A 17,463-nucleotide genomic window follows, 5' to 3' on the forward strand; every position below is an offset into this window, starting at 1 on the left:
TGCGCGGGCCGTTCAGTCGGCCGACCGGGTCCACCCCGACGCTCGCACCCGTGCCGCGTCCGCCGGACGGGCCTCGTCGAACAGGACGCCGCTGCCCGCCCGGACGCGCATTGCGTCCACGTAGGCTCCGCGCCCGACATACAGCCGGTCCGTCGCGTACCGCCAGCGCAGGGTGAGGCTCCGCGCGGTGGGCAGGGCGGCGGTGAGGCCGTGCCAGACCCGGCCCGACCAGCCCGTCGCGGTGCCCGCCGCATGCTGCCCGGGTGCCTCGCCCCGGCGCTCGGTGGTGAACGGCACCGGCTGCCAGGTCGTGCCGCCGTCCGTCGTGGCCTCCAGGGTGAGGAGGTCGGCGTGCGGCTCGGTGTCCCACCACAGGGCACAGCGCAGCCGTGCACCGCCGGACGACGTGTCCAGCGCGGGCAGCGTGAGCGTCGCCGTCGTCGAACCGGCCATCCCGGAGAACCAGGACGTCCGCCCGTCCCGTCCGCCGCGCCCTTCACGCCCCGGCGCCGGCCCGACCGGCACCGCGCGGGCCAGCTGGTTCGCGGCGGCCACCCGGGGAGCCGAACCGGTGCGCCAACTGCGCACCGGATGCACCGAGTTGCCCAGAACGACGAGAAACGAGTCGTTCGTCGGGTCGAGCACCAGCGAGGTACCGGTGAACCCGGTGTGGCCCGCCGTGCGCGGGGTGGCCATCGCGCCCATGTACCAGTGCTGGTAGAGCTCGAAGCCCAGGCCGTGCTCGTCCCCGGGGAAGCCGGTGTTGAAGTCGGTGAACATCAGCTCCACCGACTCCGGTCCCAGGATGCGTGCCCGGCCGTAGCCGCCGCCGTTGAGGAGGGTCCGCCCGAGGACCGCCAGGTCCCAGGCGCAGGAGAACACGCCCGCGTGGCCGGCGACCCCGCCCAGGCTGTAGGCGTTCTCGTCGTGCACCTCTCCCCACACCAGCCCCCGGTCGAGACCGGACCAGGGCAGGCGGGCGTCCTCGGTGGCCGCGATCCCCGGCTTCCACGAGGCGGGCGGGTTGTAGCGGGTGCGGTCCATGCCCAGGGGGCCGGTGATCTCGTCCCGCAGGAGGACGTCCAGGGCGCGGCCGGTGACCTTCTCTAGCACCAGCTGGAGCGAGATCAGGTTCAGGTCCGAGTACAGATACGCCGTTCCGGGCGGGCTGACGGGTGTCTCGTCGAGGACGAGCCGGACGCGCTCCTCGTACGTGGGCGCCTGGTGGAGCGGGATCCAGGCACGGAAACCCGAGGTGTGCGTGAGCAGGTGACGGAGCGTCACGCCTTCCTTGCCGGCGCGGCCGAAGTCCGGCAGGTACGAGGCGACGGCCGCCTCGAGCTCCAGTGCGCCCCGCTCGATCTGCTGCACCGCGAGGATGGAGGTGAACAGCTTCGACACCGAGGCCAGGTCGAAGACGGTGTCCTCGGTCATGGGGATCTGCCGGTCCGCCGGGAACTCGACGCCGGTGTCGGTCTTCTCGTCGTACGCCTGGTAGCGCACCGCCATGCCGATGGGCCGGTGCAGGGCCACGGTGCCGCCGCGTCCGGCGAGCAGCACCGCACCCGCGTACCAGGGGTGTCCGGGCGACGGTCCGAGGAACGCCTCGGCGTCGGTGACGAGTCGGTCCAGATGGCCGGCGAGCAGTCCGGCCCTCCGGGCCGACCCGTGCCGCAGGGTCGGGTGCCCACCGCCCGCCGCAGCCCCGGCCGTCGATGTCGCCGAAGGGGGTGAAGCGGCCGCGGCCGGACCGGCCGGGAGGGGGGCGAAGGCCAGAGCACCGCCCAAGCCCAGCGCGTGAACGCCGAGTTGGCGGCGCGTGATGCCGCTCTCCGCTGTGCCCGCCCTCGCCCCTTCGTCCACCATGGAGGTTCCTCCCGTGTCGTGGCCGCGGCCGGCGGCCTGAAAAATTCTTCCGGGATCGCCTTGCGAGGTGAAACTTTCCTGTCAGGTGCGGGATGTGTCAACGGGGCGTGCGGGCTGTGCCGTCGAACCGGCCCCCGGCCAGGAACCAGGCCCCGCCCCGGCCGCCGTCCTGCTCGCCCACCGAGTCGACCGGCTCGCCGTCTGCAAGCGGTCCGGCAGCATCGACTTCCCCACCGGGACACCACCCGAACCCGACGGCACGTTCTGCGGACGTCGCCTGCGAAAGCCCTACCGGCAGGGCAGCACCCGCCCGGTGCGACGACAGCTCGCCACCGGCCGGGCCCGTGCGAACCTCTCACTCGGCGCCTGCGCACGTGGGCCGCACCCCGCACAGCCGGCGTACGGGGTCCCACTCAACGCTCGTGCACGCGGACCACCTTCAGCTCGGGCGAGGACCGGATGTCCTTCTCGCAGAAGCGGGACGTCACCCACCGCTCACCCGGGAACAGCCGCGTCCGGTCACTGGGGTACGGCCGGTCGTACAGGGCGAACTCGATCCTTCTTCGGCGAGCGGCCGAATGATCGCCCGTGTCCCGGCGAGCGTGAGCACACACGAGGGTGAGCACGTCGTGGAACGGATGCGGGACAAGCACGCGGCCGACCGCGCCGCCGGGATCAACCACGAAGGCCCCGCGCGTTCGGCCACCGGGGCGTGAAGCCCCGGGCCAAAGGCAGGACCCTGAAGCTCCCCAAGTCGACGGGACCGGGGCTGAGCCGATCCGTCCGGCCGCAGACGCCGTGCCGGCCCACGACGCCTATCCGGACAAGGGGCCCACCCCGGCGGGCAGCTGCCGAGCCCGGAACGCCGAAGGGGCCCGCAGCCGGACCGTCCGCACGGCCTGCCGCCGAGCGGCCCGGTGTCTTGACCTCCCCCGCCGGTGAACCGAGGATCGTCTTCCATGACGCCCGGACACGCCAGCACGGTCGACGGACTCCTGCGACGCAGCGCCCGCCGCACCCCGGCGCGGATCGCCGTCGAGTACGGCGACCGCGCCTGGACGTACGACGCACTCGACACCGCCGTCTCCCGCGCGGCGAGCGTCCTGCTCGGCGCGGGACCGTCCCCCGGCGACCGGGTGGGTGCCTACGGACACAACTCCGACGCCTACCTGATCGGTTTCCTCGCCTGCGCCCGCGCCGGCCTGGTGCACGTACCCCTCAACCAGAACCTGACCGGCGACGACCTCGCCTACCTCGTCGGCCAGTCCGGCAGCGGCCTGGTCCTCGCCGACCCCGGCCTCGCCGGACGGCTCCCGGACGGCGTACGGACGCTGCCCCTGCGCGACGCCGACGGCTCGCTGCTCGAGCTGCTGGCCGAGGCACCCGCCCACGCCGGGCCCGAGCCGCGCTCCGAGGACCTGGTGCAGCTGCTCTACACCTCCGGCACCACCGCCCGGCCCAAGGGCGCGATGATGACCCACCGCGCCCTGGTGCACGAGTACCTGAGCGCCATCACCGCCCTCGACCTCCAGGCCGGTGACCTCCCCGTGCACGCGCTGCCGCTCTACCACTCGGCGCAGATGCACGTCTTCCTGCTGCCCTACCTCGCGGTCGGCGCGACCAGCGTCATCCTCGACGCGCCCGACGGCGACCGGATCTTCGACCTGATCGAGGCGGGCCGCGCGGACAGCCTGTTCGCCCCGCCCACGGTCTGGATCGGCCTGTCCGACCGCCCCGACTTCCAGGCCCGCGACCTGAGCGGACTGCGCAAGGCGTACTACGGGGCGTCGATCATGCCCGTGCCGGTCCTGGAACGGCTCACGGAACGGCTGCCGGACCTGGCCGTCTACAACTGCTTCGGGCAGAGCGAGATCGGCCCGCTGGCGACCGTCCTCGCCCCCGACGAGCACAAAGGGCGCATGGGCTCCTGCGGGCGGCCCGTGCTGTTCGTGGACGCGCGGGTGGTCGACGAGGACGGCAAGGACGTACCCGACGGAACACCCGGTGAGATCGTCTACCGGTCGCCGCAGCTGTGCGAGGGGTACTGGGACAAGCCCGAGGAGACCGCCGAGGCCTTCCGCGACGGCTGGTTCCACTCCGGGGACCTCGCGGTGCGGGACACCCACGGCTACTTCACGATCGTCGACCGGGTGAAGGACGTCATCAACTCCGGCGGCGTGCTGGTCGCCTCGCGGCAGGTCGAGGACGCGCTGTACACGCACGAGGCGGTCGCCGAGGCGGCCGTGATCGGCCTTCCCGACGAACGCTGGGTGGAGGCCGTCACCGCAGTCGTCGTCACGCGCGGCAAGGTGACGGAGGAGGAGCTGATCGCGCACGCGCGCGAGCGGCTCTCCTCCTTCAAGGCGCCGAAGAGGGTGCTCTTCGTGGACAGACTGCCGCGCAACGCCAGCGGGAAGATCCTCAAACGGGAGCTGCGCGACCGTTTCACCGGGTGAGCGCGGTACCCGGCCCGGCGCGGACCGGTGCGGCTCAGCGCGGACGCAGGTCCACGATCCGCCGGATCTTGCCCACCGACCGCTCCAGCGTCTCCGGATCGACGATCTCCACCCCGACCGACACCCCGATACCGTCCTTCACGGCCGCCTCGACGGACCGGGCCGCCGCCGCGCGGGTGGCGGTGTCCGCGTCCGGCCGGGCCTCGGCGCGCACCGTGAGGGCGTCCATACGGCCCTCCCGGGTGAGCCGGAGCTGGAAGTGCGGCGCCACGCCCGGTGTGCGCAGCACGATCTCCTCGATCTGGGTGGGGAAGAGGTTCACCCCGCGCAGGATCACCATGTCGTCGCTGCGGCCGGTGACCTTCTCCATCCGCCGGAACGCCGCCCGTGCCGTCCCCGGCAGCAGCCGGGTCAGGTCGCGCGTCCGGTACCGCACGATCGGCATCGCCTCCTTGGTGAGCGAGGTGAGGACCAGTTCGCCCCGCTCGCCCTCCGGCAGCACCTCGCCGGTGACGGGGTCGACGACCTCCGGGAGGAAGTGGTCCTCCCACACGTGCAACCCGTCCTTGGTCTCCACGCACTCCTGCGCGACACCCGGTCCGATGACCTCCGACAGCCCGTACATGTCGACGGCGTCGATGGCGAACCGCTCCTCGATCTCCTGCCGCATCAGCTCCGTCCAGGTCTCGGCGCCGAAGATCCCCACACGCAGGGACGTGCCGCGCGGATCGACGCCCTGCCGCTCGAACTCGTCGAGCAGGGTGAGCATGTAGGACGGCGTCACCATGATCACCGCGGGCTTCAGATCCTGGATCAGCCGCACCTGCCGGGCCGTCATGCCGCCGGAGGCGGGGATCACCGTACAGCCGAGCCGCTCGGCGCCGTAGTGGGCGCCCAGGCCGCCGGTGAACAGGCCGTAGCCGTACGCCACGTGCACCGTGTCCCCCGGCCGGCCGCCCGCCGCGCGGATCGAACGGGCCACCACGTCCGCCCACATGGACAGGTCGCCCTCGGTGTAGCCGACGACCGTGGGGCGCCCGGTGGTCCCGCTGGAGGCGTGCAGGCGGCGGATCCGTTCGCGCGGCACGGCGAACATCCCGTACGGGTAGTTCTCCCGGAGGTCCGCCTTGGTGGTGAACGGGAACCGGGACAGGCCGGCGAGGGAGCGGCAGTCGTCCGGGTGGACGCCTGCCCCGTCGAACGACGCCCGGTAGAACGGCACGTGGTCGTAGGCGTGCCACAAGGAGGCCCGCAGCCGCTCCAGCTGGAGCGCCCGCAGTTCCTCCACGCCGAGCCGTTCCGCCGGGTCGAGCAGGTCCACCGCCTGAGCCATCGGGAACTTCCCCTCGCTCATCGCATCCGTCGCGTCCATCAGGCCAATGCGGACGACCGATCATTCGGTCGCTCTCGCAGGCATCAGTAATCCAGCCCGACCCCGCCCGGGGCAAGGCCCGGTGCACACTTCTTCCGCGCGTCGGGGACGCCGTGGACGGGGGAGCGAGGGAGGCGAGGGAGGGGGAGCGAGGCCGGGAGACCTCCGCTCAGCGGGGGGAGCCGGATGAGCCGCCGCTCCCGGTACGGTTTTCACCGCTGCCCCTGCCGCCCTGTGGCCCGTAAGCGGTCATGAAGCGGTCGCGGAACTCGTCCATGCCCCAGGTCGGGGCGTCGGGCGCGGGCTTGAGGCCTTCGGTCCAGTCCCAGTGGGCCACCCGGTCCAGGACCTTCTCGTCGTGGGCGACGATCGTGACCGGCACGTCCTTGCCGGTGCTGCCGGCGGTGACGGTCGGCACCGGCTGGTGGTCGCCGAGAAAGACCAGGACCGTGTCCTCGTCGCCGTACCGTTCCATCCACCCGGTCAGACTGCGCAGCGAGTACTCGATGGACTTGCGGTACTCGGTGCGTACCCTCTCCGGGTCCTGCCAGACCTCCGCGGGGTCGGTACCCTCCTTCTTGATCCCGTGGAACACGGAGCCGTCGCCGAGGTCGTCCCAGTCGATCATGCGGGCGTTGGGGGACCACGGGTTGTGGCTGGAGGCGAGGATGATCTCCGCCATGATCGGCTCACGGTCCTTCCTGCCGTGCTCCAGACGCTCGAAGGCCTCCATGCTGAACTGGTCGGGCACCGGCGTCCAGCTGAAGTACGGGCCCCGGTAGCCGAGGTGCTCGGAGTCGTAGATGTGGTCCAGGCCGAAGTACCTGCCCTCCGGCCAGGCCCGCCGCACTCCGGGCACGATGCCGACGGTGCGCCAGTCGCCGGTCTTGCGGAAGTAGTTGGTGAGGGTCATGCGGTCGCTGGTGGTGAGGCTGCGGTAGCGCTGCTGGTTCTTGATCCACAGGCCGGACAGGAAGGTGGAGTGGGCGAGCCAGCTGCCCGCTCCCGTCACCGGCGACCTGAGCCAGCCGCTGCGCGACTCGAAACCGGCGGCCTTCAGGGAACCGGTGCCCTCCTTCAGCACCGCGTCGATCGGCTCCGCCATCGCCGGATCGTCGATCGCGACCCGGCCGTAGCTCTCGATGAAGGTGAACAGGACGTCCTTGCCGCGCAGCCCGGTGAACAACTGGTCCGGCGGAGTGTCGGCGAAGACGTCGACGGCGGCCTGCTGCTCGAAGACCCGTGCGTCCCTGAGCCCCGCGCGCACCTGCTCCAGGCGGTTGCCCAGCATCTCCGCGGTGCCCCTGGTGGCGAGCGGGACGCCGGTGATCTGCACGCCCAGGGTCACACAGGTGATCCACACGACGCCGAGGACCAGGATGGTGCGGGCGGCGGACGCACGGTGGCGGACCATCAGGTCCGTGATCCGCACCGCCGCCAGCGTCATCAGCACCAGCAGGGCGGCGAACAGGACGATCACGCCGAGCACGGCGAGGATCTGCCCGCCCCGGCCGAACGACTCCCGGACGAACTCGGCCGCGTCGTCGAACAGGATCCAGTCGAGCACCAGGTCGAACGGCCGGGCCAGCACCTGGTAGAACCCCATGTCCACCATCTTCAGGACGGCGAGCAGACCGAGGAGGACGCCCGAGACCACCGCCGTGATCCGCCGGGGCCTCGGCGGCAGCGCGAGCAGCAGCGTCGCCAGCAGGACGCCCTCGGCCGGGATGCGGAGGAACGCCTCGAGGGACAGCCGCTCCACGCGGTTCGGTACGAGGAGCGCGAACAGCAGCAGCGCTCCGGCCAGGACGGTCGTCCCGACGGTGACACCGCGGGCGGCGCGGGGGTGGCCGTGGCGCCAGCGGTCCCGTCGCGTGGCTGCCGGGCCGTCGGGGAGCTCTTCGGAAGGTTTGGGCGTGGCGGCGGGGGCGGTGGGGTGGTCAGTGGTTTCGGTCGGGCCGTCGGCCGGGTCCGCTCCGCTCCCGGTGGGGTCCGACAGCTGACGGGAGCGTGTGAAGAGCTGCACCCGGGGGTCCTTCCGTGCGGTACTGCGAGGGCATGGCACAGCGGGCCCGCGAACGGACCTGCCACCACCAGTACGTTCACACGTCATCCTGCGTTCAATCGCGCGGTCCGGGGTCCGGGGTCCGGGGTCCGGGGTCCGTGGTCCGGAGTCCGCAGGTCGAACTCCGCAGGTCGAACTCCGCGGCTCGGAGCCCGTTGTCCGGCCCCCGTCGTCGGGAGGCCGGCGGTCCCGGCGCGCGCGTCACGCGCACCCCGCTCCGCTCAGCCCTCCGCCGCGTGCCGGCGTGCCCACCGGCAGCCGCTCCCGTGCGGCGACCGCTGGACGACTCCCGTGGTCACCGGTCGGCGCGGAATCCCGTATCCCGCCGGACGGCCCCGGCAGCGGGCCCGGATCTTCTCCGGAGACGGTCGCGCCGCCGCCCGTCCGGACCCGCGCCACGGCCGCGTCCGGACGGGACCTGAGGGCCTGCTCGACCTCCTCCGGATGTGCCTTCCCACCCACCGGGCGGGGAGCCACCGAACTCCGCGGCGACCTGCCCGTCAACATGTCCGGCGTCCCCCACCGCCACCCCGTGTGACTGGCGAGCAGCGGGCCCTCGCCTCCCGGCCCGTCCGCGCCCCTTGTGGAAAGGGACCCCCGACATGACCTGTCGGTGGCCGGAACCGATGGCTAGGCTGGCCGCGGACGACGGAAATCGGGAGGAGTACGGACGTGGCCGAAAGCACCATCCAGCAGCGACCGCTCACCGGCTGGGACAAGCCCGACCTGGATCTGAGCAACGCACAGTGGCAGTCCAGCAGCCGAGGCCTGGGGGATGTCCAGATCGCCTTCGTGGAGGGCTTCATCGCCATGCGGAACAGTGGCCGCCCACAGAGTCCCTCCCTGATCTTCACCCCGGCCGAATGGGGCGCCTTCGTGTCGGGGGCCCGGGAGGGGGAGTTCGACCTGACGTGAGCCGGGGCGTACGGCTTCGGGACGCACGCGCCCGGGCCTGCCGGCCGGTGAGCGGTAGGACCGCCGGACAGGTGTCGCCGCCCATCTTCTGGACACATGACCAGGGATACCCTTCCGGTCCGGGCCCCGAGCCAGGCCGGCCCGGGAACGTGAGGGTCGTGGTCCGGAAGAGAGGAACCCCATGAGCACCCAGCCGGTCGTCGCGGCGGTCGACGGTTCGGACGACAGTCTGCGCGCCCTGGAGTGGGCCCTGGACGCCGCACACCGGCGCGAGGCCCCGCTGCGGGTGGCGCACGTACGCCAGTACGCCCTCTGGGGCCGGCCCGAAGAAGGGCCCGCCGGGCCGCCCGCCCCCGAGGACGATCCGGTCCTCGGTCTGGTCCGCGGCCGGCTGGAGGGACGGACCGGCCTTCCAGCCGTCGACTTCGCCGCCCTGGACGGCGCTCCCGGTGCCGTCCTGCCCGAACTGGGGGCCACCGCACAGCTGCTGGTGCTCGGCTCCCGAGGCCGCGGCGGCTTCGCCGGCCTGCTGCTCGGCTCCAACTCCCTTGCCGCGGCCCGGGACGCCGAATGCCCCGTCGTCGTGGTCCCCCGGCCCGAACGGGACACCGGCACGCCCGTCGAGGCCGCCGAGCCCGCCGGAGCCGGCCCCGGGGTCGTCGTCGGCGTGAGCGTCGACGGCCCCGACGAGGCCACCCTCGCCTTCGCCTTCCGTGAGGCTGCCCTGCGTGGCGCCGGTGTCCGGGTCGTCGCCGCCTATTCGTGGCCCCTGCAGACCTGGATGCTGCCGGGGGAGATGCCCGCGCCGCAGATCGACCAGGGCGCCGTCGAGCACGAGACCCGCATCCTCGCCGATGGCTTCCTCGCCCCGCACCGCGAACGGCACCCCGAGGTCGCCGCCGAGGTCCGGGTGCTGCCCGGGGACGCCGCCGGGCACTTGGTCGAGGCCTCCGACGGGGCCGATCTGGTCGTCGTGGGACGCCACCGGCGACGCCTGCTGGCACCGGCCCGCATGATGGGCTCCGTCACCCAGGCCGTCCTGCTCCACGCGGCGAGTCCCGTCGCGGTGGTCCCGCCGGCGCCCCCGCAGGGGTAGTCCAAAGGGAGCCGGGCACAGCGTCGGCCACAGGCCCGACCGGGCGAGCGTGGCGGGGTCGCCCGGCCGTCCGCCCGCGGGTCCGGGCACGTACCATGGCGGCATGTCGTTCCTCCGCCGCCGCAGCGCCACTCCCGCCGGACCCGACTTCGACGTACTGGCCATGGACCCGGGTGACTGGCCCGGGAATCTGGGCGCCGGGCTGCTGCCCGCCCCCGACGGCACCTGCCAGGGCGTCTTCCTGCGCTACGACCTGTTCGGCGGTCGCGGCCCCGCGATGATCATCGGCAATCTGCCGGAGGGCTCCCCGGCCCGCGAGGTCCCCGAGGGCGAGGTCCCCTTCGAGGTCGCGCAGCTGCTGCTGGCGCTGGAGAACGACGAGGAGGTCACCGTCGTCGGCACCGAGGACGTGCCCGTCATGCAGGGCGACAACCTGCTCATCGTGCGCCGGGTGAAGCTCTCCGAGAGCCGGATCTCCTGCGTGCAGTTCGACCGCAGCGACAACGTGCTGGTCACCATCGCCGCCTGGGACCGCCCCATCACCGACGACCTGTACACCCTCCTCAAGCCGCTGCCCGCCGAACTGTTCCAGCAGGGCTGACCGGCCCCGCTCACCGGCGGGGAACAGAGGGCCGGGAACGAGGGCCGGAATCGAGGGTTGGGGACGGCCGCCGCTACGCCTGCTTCACCGTCACGTCCGCCGCCCGCACGAACGCGACCCGGTGGCCGAACTGGATCTGGTAGTACAGCTCCTTGCCCCTGACCACCTGGTGCGAGGACCGGTCGAAGGCCACCGCGTACAGGTACTCACCGGGCATCCTGTCCCCGGTGACGTACTGCTGGCCCTTCGGCAGCGTGTACGGCAGCGGGGACACCTCCTGTGCGGGCACCCCCTCCGGGTAGGCGGCCTTCTCCGGGTAGGCGCGTCCGTACACCGGCACGGAGTCCAGCCCCTTCCTCGGGGTCACGACCCGGCCCGCGGCGGGCACCGCGGTGGACTGCCTCTCCGGGTTCCTGAACCAGGCCTTCTGCCCCAGGTACCAGATCGCCGTCCAGTCGCCCCACCGGTCGGCGACCGCGTACTGCTGGCCGGCCGACACCCGTGACGACAGGTCGTTCACCCCGGTCGTCGGATGCGAACCCAGGCCGATGTCCCTGATCAGGGCGGACTTCTCGTCGTGGTCGGAGTACAGCCGCACCGCGCTGGACCCGTGCGCCGCGCACGGCTCGCCCGCGCTCCCGCAGCCCGTGAACACCGGGCCGTGGGTGGCGTAGTCGGGGCGGATCGTCACCAGGCCGCCGCTCTTCCCGGCCGTGGCCACGAAAGGGCTGCCCAGCAGCTCGAAGTAGTGCGCCCAGTCCCAGTAGGGCCCGGGGTCGGTGTGCATGCCGGGCACGGTCGCCGCGGTCGTACCGGGCACGGTGTCGTGGCCGAGGATGTGCTGCCGGTCCAGGGGGATGTCGTACTTCTCGGCGAGATACCGCACCAGCCGGGCCGAGGAGCGGTACATCGCCTCGGTGTACCAGGCGTCCGGTTCTGTCAGGAAGCCCTCGTGCTCCAGCCCGATCGATCCGGCGTTGACGTACCAGTTGCCCGCGTGCCAAGCCACGTCCTTCGCCTTCACGTGCTGGGCGATGTGACCATCGGTCGAGCGCAGACTGTAGTGCCACGACACATAGGTGGGGTCCTGGACCATGTGGAGAACGCCCTCCCAGGCGCCCTCGGTGTCATGGACGACGATGTACCGGATCGGCTGCGAGGCAGGACGGTCCGACAGGTCGTGGTTGCCGTAGTCACCGTCCCCGAACTCCTCGTACGGGGCCGGGATCCACTCGCAGGACACCGTCGCGGGACACTCCGTGCCGGCGGAGCCTGCGGACACGGTCCGCAGACCGGCGCGGCGCAGCGCCGACCGGTCCGGGGCGAGATCCGGACGGGCGGCCAGGGCGACCGGCTCTCCCGTGTCCGTGACCCGGTGCGCACCGGCGCGGATCACCGAGTAGACGTCGTCCGCGTACGCCGCCGCCGACGCGGTGTCGTCCGCGCCGGAGAAGCGGGCCACCGCGCCGTACCAATGGGCCGGATCCTCGCTCGGCGCCATGCCCAGCTGCTGCTGGGCGTCGGCCAGCAGCGCGGCGCCGCCCGCCACGTTCGCTGCCGGGTCGTCGCGCAGCCGCTCGGCGCTCAGCCCGGTCAGCTCGGCCGCCCTCGGCAGGGTGGCCAGCCGGTCGGGGAGGGCGGCGGCGGTGCGCGGCACGTGCGCCTGGGGACGCAGCGCGGGACGGGCCTCGTCGCCCCGGGGATCCTCCGTCCCCTCGTCGTGATGCGACGTCACCGACGCCGACGCGGTGCGGGCGTCCGTGAGGTGCATCGGGCCGTAGCCACCGGTCACACTCGGCGCGCCGTCGTGAGTGTCCCAGCGGGACTGGAGGTAGGAGACGGCCAGCAGCACGGTTCGCGGCACCTCGTACGCGGCGGCCGCAGCGCCGAAAGCTTCCTGCAGCCGGGTCTCGTCGGACGGCCCGGCATCCGGTGGGACAGCGGACGGGGCCGCGCCGAGCAGCGGCAGAGTGAGCGCCACCGCGGCCAGGGCACCGGCCGTACGGCGGGCAGGGCGGGCACCGACGGCCGGCGCACGGCCGGGTCGGACGGGGGATCCTCGCAACGCGGTCTCCTGGGACGATCGGGCGGGACGGGCCGTACGAGCCGTAGGGCCGTACGGGTGACTCGTACGGGGCCTGCGGGTGCGACTGTGCTACCGGCTGGCCGATGATCCGTCAATCATGCCCAGGAGGAGTGTGATTCCCCTGTCGTCCAGGGCCCACGGGACTTTCGTGGCGGCGGCCCGGAGACCTGCGGCACATCAGTGGCGTACACCGATGGCACCGGAAACCGGTTGTGAAATGTCGAAGACGTGCCGACATCGTGCCGGGACCCGTGGGGAACCCGCCGGGGACATGCGAAGGCGTGCGGCGCCTTCGCATGTCCCCGGCGGGTCAGCGCGTGCCGACCGCCGCGCGCACGGCCTTGCGGGCCATCTGACAGTCGTCGTGCAGCCGCCGTAGCAGCAGCCGCTGCTCCTCGCCGGACGGCAGCGCGCCCGGCCGGGCCGTGTTCGGCGCCACCGGGGGCGCGTCGTGCATCGAACGCTGTACGGCCGTCTCGTAGGTGCGGATCTCACGTGTCAGCACCAGCATCAGGTTCACCAGGAACGCGTCGCGTGAGGCATGGCCCGCCGACTGCGCGATCTGGCTGATCTGCCGGCGCGCCACCGGGGCGTCCCCGAGGACCGCCCACAACGTCGCCAGGTCGTAGCCCGGCAGGTACCAGCCCGCGTGCTCCCAGTCCACCAGCACGGGACCGGCCGGCGAGATCAGGATGTTGGAGAGCAGCGCGTCGCCGTGACAGAACTGGCCCATGCCCTGGCGCCCGGCTGTCTGCGCGATGCCGTGCAGCAGCTTCTGCAGATCGTCCATGTCCCGGTCGGTGAGCAGACCCAGCTCGTGGTAGCGGGCGATGCGCGCCGCGTAGTCCAGCGGGGCGTCGAACGTACCGGCGGGCGGGCGCCATGCGTTCAGCCGGCAGATCGCGCCGAGCGCCGCCCTGATGTCCGCCCGCGGCGGTGCCTCCACCGGATGCCGCTGCAGGGCCGCCACCCGGCCGGGCATCCGCTCGATGACCAGGGTGCAGTTGTCCGGGTCCGCCGCGATCAGCCGGGGCGCCCGCACAGGCGGGCGGTGCCGGACGAACGAGCGGTAGGCCGCTATCTCGTGCCGGAACCGCTCGGACCAGGCGGGCGAGTGATCCGTTAAGCATTTGGCCACCGCGGTGCTCCGGCCCGTCGTACCGACCAGGAGAACGGACCGGCCGTTGCGGCGCAGCACCTGGGCCGGCGCGAACTCCGGGCAGATGCGGTGCACCGACGCGATCGCCGAGCGCAACTGGGCGCCCTGGGGGCCGGACAGGTCGAGCCGCCCACTGAGCTGCTGGGGGCCGGCGCCCGGCGCGCGCCGGGCGGTGCCCGCACCGAGCACGGGGGCCGCCTGGCGCGCGGGGGCGAGGTAGGGACCGCTGTCCGACGGACGCGGCCGGGGCGGCCGGAGCGGCCGGGGCGGTGCGGACACGGAGGACGATGCTGCGTACATGGGCGATACAGATCCCTTCGTGTGCCTGCGACGTCAGCGCACCACACGGCCCGGTCGCCCAGGTGCATCCTGGGGAATGCCCCGGCGGAGACCGGGTCGTGGTGGCGCGTTCCTACTCGACACCCGTCGACCCCTGGCACACCATCTGGCGAACCCTGGCGAACCCTGGCGAATAGTCGCCCGGCACCTTTCACCGGACTACTGTCAACTCAGCCGAGAACCTGGGGGCTTGACGTGAGCGGACAACCCAACACCCGGCTCTCGGACCTGTTCGGCCTGGCCGGCTGGTCCAAGGGTGAACTCGCGAGGCTGGTCAACCGGCAGGCGGCGGCCATGGGCCATCCCCAGCTGGCGACCGACACCTCCCGGGTGCGGCGGTGGATCGACAAGGGAGAGATCCCGCGTGATCCCGTACCGCGGGTGCTGGCGGCCCTGTTCACCGAGCGTCTCGGCCGTGTCGTGACCATCGAGGATCTCGGTCTGGTCCGGCACGGGCGTACGGGGAAACGGCAGAGCGGCGGGAAGACCGAACATCCCGACGGAATGCCGTGGGCGCCCGAGCGGACGGCCGAGGTCCTCACCGAATTCACGGGAATGGACCTCATGCTCAATCGACGAGGCCTGGTGGGCGCGGGCGCCGCGCTCACCGCGGGATCCGCACTCACCGGCGCCATGCACGACTGGCTGCACACCGACCCCGTCCTGACCACAGACGCTCACCGGCCCGACCGTCCGGCGCATGCCGACGCCGCCGGAATCGACCGGTACGAGGCCGCCCCCATCGGGTCCCAGGAGATCGAGGAACTCGAGCGCTCCGTGGAGGTGTTCCGCGCCTGGGACGCGGCCCGGGGCGGCGGCCTCCAGCGCAAGGCGGTGGTCGGCCAGCTCAACGAGGTGGGCGGCATGCTCGCCTACCACCACCCACCTCATCTCCAGCGGCGCCTGTGGGGCGTCGCCGCCAACCTCGCCGTCCTCGCCGGGTGGATGTCGCACGACGTCGGCCTGGAACCCACGGCGCAGAAGTACTTCGTCATCGCCACGCACGCCGCCCGGGAGGGCGGCGACCGGCCGCGCGCGGGGGAGGCACTGTCCCGCGCGGCCCGCCAGATGGTTCACCTGGGCCGTCCCGACGACGCCCTGGACCTGCTGAAACTCGCCCACTCGGGCTCGGGCGAGGAAGTACTGCCGCGCACCCGCGCGATGTTCCACACCATCGAGGCCTGGGCACAGGCGTCCATGGGCAGGGGACAGGCGATGCGCCGCACCCTGGGCCGGGCCGAGGACCTGTTCGCCTCCGACCGGGGGAGGGACCAGGAGCCGCCGGACTGGATGCAGATCTTCAAGGACGAGGATCTGTACGGTATGCACGCCCTGGCCTACCGCACGCTGGCCGAGTTCGAACCGGGCGCGGCGGTGCACGCCCAGCACTACGCGGAGAAGGCGCTGTCCCTGCGCATCGACGGCCGGGAACGGTCGAAGATCTTCGACCATCTCTCCATGGCCTCCGCATGTTTCATCGCCGACGACCCGGAACAGGCGGACCGGTACGCGCGGCTCGCGCTGATGTCGATGGGCTCCAACTCCTCGCGCCGCACCTGGGACCGGCTGCGCGAGATGTACCGGCTCACCGCCGAGTACTCCTCGTATCCCAGGATCCAGGAACTGCGGGAGGAGATCAGGGCGACCCTGCCGAGGCCCAGGGGCAAGGGGGGCAACAGCGCACGGGCATAGGGGGACCGGGGCGCCCTGCTCACGAGGCGTACGGGTGGTACGAGCCCGCTGAGTCCTACGGGGCCACCCGGGCGACGAGCACGCAGGCATCGTCCTCGCGTTCTCTGTCCCCGAACTCCCGCAGGACGGCCAGCAGGCAGTCCTGCGCGGTGCGGCTCTCCGCGAACTGTGGTGCCAGGCCGATCAGCCGGCGCACGGACGCGGCCCCGGACCGTCCGGGCACCAGTCCGCCGGTGTGCAGCAGCAGCAGATCGCCGGCCTCGAGGATCTCCTCGGCCTGCCCGTAGGAGGCTGCCGGGGTGGCGCCCAGCAGGACGCCGTCCGGGGCGTCCAGCGCGCACCCCGTTCCGCCGCGGAACAGCAGTGGGACGGGGTGTCCGGCCTGAGCCCACGTCAGGGAGCGGCTCTCGGGCCGGTAGCGCAGACAGAGGCCGCTGCCGAGGGCGGGCTGCCCGGTGGCGTCCAGTAACCGGTTGAGGCAGGCCATCAGCGGTCCGGGATCGGTGCCGGACATCGCCATGCCGCGCATGGCACCGAGCAGCATCGCCATCCTCGAGGCCACGCCGACGCCCTGACCGGTCAGCCCGCCGACACTGAGCAGGGTGGTGCCGTCGGACAGTTCGAGGGCGTCGTACCAGTCCCTGCCGGTTGCCGCGCCCGTCGCCGACGGGAGGTGCCGGGCGGCGACGTCGAGGGTCCGGGGCCCCCTTCGCGGGAGCCGCAGGGAGCCGCGCCAGGCCGGCAGCACGGCTTCCTGCAGCTCGACCGCGATCCGGTGCTCGGGCCGCGCCGCGTGCTGTCCCCGGTGGTGCAGCGGGTCACGGGTCTCGCCGACCGCCCGTCGGCACCGGCGCAGTTCGCTGACGTCCCGCAGCACGGCCCACATCGAGGCGGTGCTGCCGTCGTACCCGAGAACCGGTTCGCCCATCATGTGCACGGTCCGGACGCTGCCGTCCGGGCGTATCAGCCGGAACTCCCCGTCGATGGGCCGGGCGTCGACGAGGCAGCCCGTGACCATCGCCGTCAGCCTCGGCCGGTCCTCGTCGTGCACCAGCGACGGCAGTTCGTCGAGTGTGAGCGGCGGGGTGGCAGGGTCGCGGTCCAGGATGCGGTACAACTCCCCGGACCAACTGGCCTCGTCCGTCAGCAGGTTCCACTCGGCACTGCCGACCCGGCTGAGCAGGGCGCCCTGCCTCGGCGCGGACGCCGTGGTGGGCGGCCGCGCCGTCCCCGCGGGAGCGGCCGGCGCGGGGACGGGCGGCGGGCCGTCCCGCAGCTGTGCCAGGTGCTCGTCCAGGTCGTCGAGCCGGCGCAGCGCCAGCTCGTACAGGGCGCGCCGCCAGCGGTCCCGCGGGTCCGAGGTGTCCGCAGGGGTGCCGCGCCGTACGGCGTCCACCTCGCCCCTGAGCCGCCGGGTCTGCGAGATGAGCGCCTCGACCGGGCCGCGTCCTGGCGGCTGGGCTGCTGAGCGGTCCGCGGAGAGGTGGGGCGGCATGACGCACTCCGATGTGGGACGGTTCGGGCCGGAGTCGGACGGAGGGACCGTTACGACTGTTGCACAGCCCGCGACGCCCTGTAAGGGATTCGGCAAGACACCTTAAGGTCGTGCCCTTGGCATATGCCACCGTCTTCGCGGAGTTACTCGAGGGTATGCGCCGGATGCCGGCACGGCAGGTCAACTTTCCTGAGGCGTAAGTGACTTGATGAGGGTTCTGGTCTGCATTTCCCGCACGTGCACATGTTCGGCGGATAGGCGTTCGTTTGCGGAAGCGATCCGCGCGGTCCTCCGTCCCGGGGTGCCCGGCCGGAATCCGGC

Annotated in this window: 11 protein-coding genes; 5 read left to right on the plus strand and 6 right to left on the minus strand. The window is 72.5% G+C overall.

The genetic code is table 11. The features are described from left to right. Positions 1-12 precede the first annotated feature (12 nt). The gene (locus ACFWVE_RS22535) at positions 13-1,866 is read right to left on the minus strand and encodes a serine hydrolase (RefSeq protein ID WP_384016677.1); all 1,854 of its coding nucleotides are present in this window, start codon (positions 1,864-1,866) and stop codon (positions 13-15) included. 959 nt (positions 1,867-2,825) lie between these two features. Here ACFWVE_RS22535 and ACFWVE_RS22540 point away from each other — a divergent pair. Then, positions 2,826-4,322, plus strand: coding sequence for an acyl-CoA synthetase (locus ACFWVE_RS22540; RefSeq protein WP_384016680.1), 1,497 nt, complete (start codon positions 2,826-2,828; stop codon positions 4,320-4,322). Between the two features lie 34 nt (positions 4,323-4,356). On the opposite strand, the gene paaK is transcribed toward ACFWVE_RS22540, so the two are convergent. Both paaK and ACFWVE_RS22550 read right to left on the minus strand, forming a co-directional pair. Next, positions 4,357-5,655 (minus strand): phenylacetate--CoA ligase PaaK, encoded by a 1,299-nt coding sequence (paaK, locus tag ACFWVE_RS22545; RefSeq protein ID WP_384016711.1) that lies wholly within the window; start codon positions 5,653-5,655, stop codon positions 4,357-4,359. Between the two features lie 208 nt (positions 5,656-5,863). After that, positions 5,864-7,720: a sulfatase gene (locus ACFWVE_RS22550; protein WP_384016683.1), complete on the minus strand. Its 1,857-nt coding sequence runs from the start codon at positions 7,718-7,720 to the stop codon at positions 5,864-5,866. A gap of 711 nt (positions 7,721-8,431) precedes the next feature. Between ACFWVE_RS22550 and ACFWVE_RS22555 the strand changes: the two genes are divergently transcribed. From ACFWVE_RS22555 to ACFWVE_RS22565, 3 genes are all read left to right on the plus strand, one after another. Then, a complete protein-coding gene (locus ACFWVE_RS22555; RefSeq protein ID WP_384016686.1) occupies positions 8,432-8,674 on the plus strand; it encodes a DUF397 domain-containing protein in 243 nt (80 codons plus the stop codon). Positions 8,675-8,855: 181 nt separating this feature from the next. Beyond that, a complete protein-coding gene (locus tag ACFWVE_RS22560; protein ID WP_384016689.1) occupies positions 8,856-9,770 on the plus strand; it encodes a universal stress protein in 915 nt (304 codons plus the stop codon). 103 nt (positions 9,771-9,873) lie between these two features. Next, entirely contained in the window at positions 9,874-10,371 is a 498-nt protein-coding gene (locus ACFWVE_RS22565; protein WP_384016692.1) for a hypothetical protein, read from the plus strand. 73 nt (positions 10,372-10,444) lie between these two features. Here ACFWVE_RS22565 and ACFWVE_RS22570 read toward each other — a convergent pair whose 3' ends face one another. Together ACFWVE_RS22570 and ACFWVE_RS22575 are read right to left on the minus strand one after the other, a co-directional pair. Next, entirely contained in the window at positions 10,445-12,436 is a 1,992-nt protein-coding gene (locus ACFWVE_RS22570) for an N-acetylmuramoyl-L-alanine amidase (RefSeq protein ID WP_384016696.1), read from the minus strand. 331 nt (positions 12,437-12,767) lie between these two features. Continuing rightward, positions 12,768-13,916 carry an aminoglycoside phosphotransferase family protein gene (locus ACFWVE_RS22575; protein WP_384016699.1) on the minus strand — a complete coding sequence of 383 codons (1,149 nt, stop codon included), beginning with the start codon at positions 13,914-13,916 and terminating at the stop codon, positions 12,768-12,770. A gap of 234 nt (positions 13,917-14,150) precedes the next feature. On the opposite strand from ACFWVE_RS22575, the gene ACFWVE_RS22580 reads away from it, so the two are divergent. Then, on the plus strand, positions 14,151-15,647 hold the full coding sequence (locus tag ACFWVE_RS22580; RefSeq protein WP_384016702.1) for a hypothetical protein: 1,497 nt from the start codon (positions 14,151-14,153) through the stop codon (positions 15,645-15,647). A gap of 55 nt (positions 15,648-15,702) precedes the next feature. On the opposite strand, the gene ACFWVE_RS22585 is transcribed toward ACFWVE_RS22580, so the two are convergent. After that, a complete protein-coding gene (locus ACFWVE_RS22585) occupies positions 15,703-17,142 on the minus strand; it encodes a PP2C family protein-serine/threonine phosphatase (protein WP_384016705.1) in 1,440 nt (479 codons plus the stop codon). Positions 17,143-17,463 lie beyond the last annotated feature (321 nt).

Source organism: Streptomyces sp. NPDC058632 (assembly GCF_042717095.1).
In the GTDB taxonomy this organism is placed as follows: domain Bacteria; phylum Actinomycetota; class Actinomycetes; order Streptomycetales; family Streptomycetaceae; genus Streptomyces.

Bases quoted from the DNA above. Each gene is read 5' to 3' on its own strand.
- ACFWVE_RS22585 (WP_384016705.1), bottom strand. From the start codon at position 17,142: ATGCCGCCCCACCTCTCCGCGGACCGCTCAGCAGCCCAGCCGCCAGGA.
- ACFWVE_RS22540 (WP_384016680.1), top strand. From the start codon at position 2,826: ATGACGCCCGGACACGCCAGCACGGTCGACGGACTCCTGCGACGCAGC.
- paaK (WP_384016711.1), bottom strand. From the start codon at position 5,655: ATGGCTCAGGCGGTGGACCTGCTCGACCCGGCGGAACGGCTCGGCGTG.
- ACFWVE_RS22575 (WP_384016699.1), bottom strand. From the start codon at position 13,916: ATGTACGCAGCATCGTCCTCCGTGTCCGCACCGCCCCGGCCGCTCCGG.
- ACFWVE_RS22565 (WP_384016692.1), top strand. From the start codon at position 9,874: ATGTCGTTCCTCCGCCGCCGCAGCGCCACTCCCGCCGGACCCGACTTC.
- ACFWVE_RS22560 (WP_384016689.1), top strand. From the start codon at position 8,856: ATGAGCACCCAGCCGGTCGTCGCGGCGGTCGACGGTTCGGACGACAGT.
- ACFWVE_RS22535 (WP_384016677.1), bottom strand. From the start codon at position 1,866: ATGGTGGACGAAGGGGCGAGGGCGGGCACAGCGGAGAGCGGCATCACG.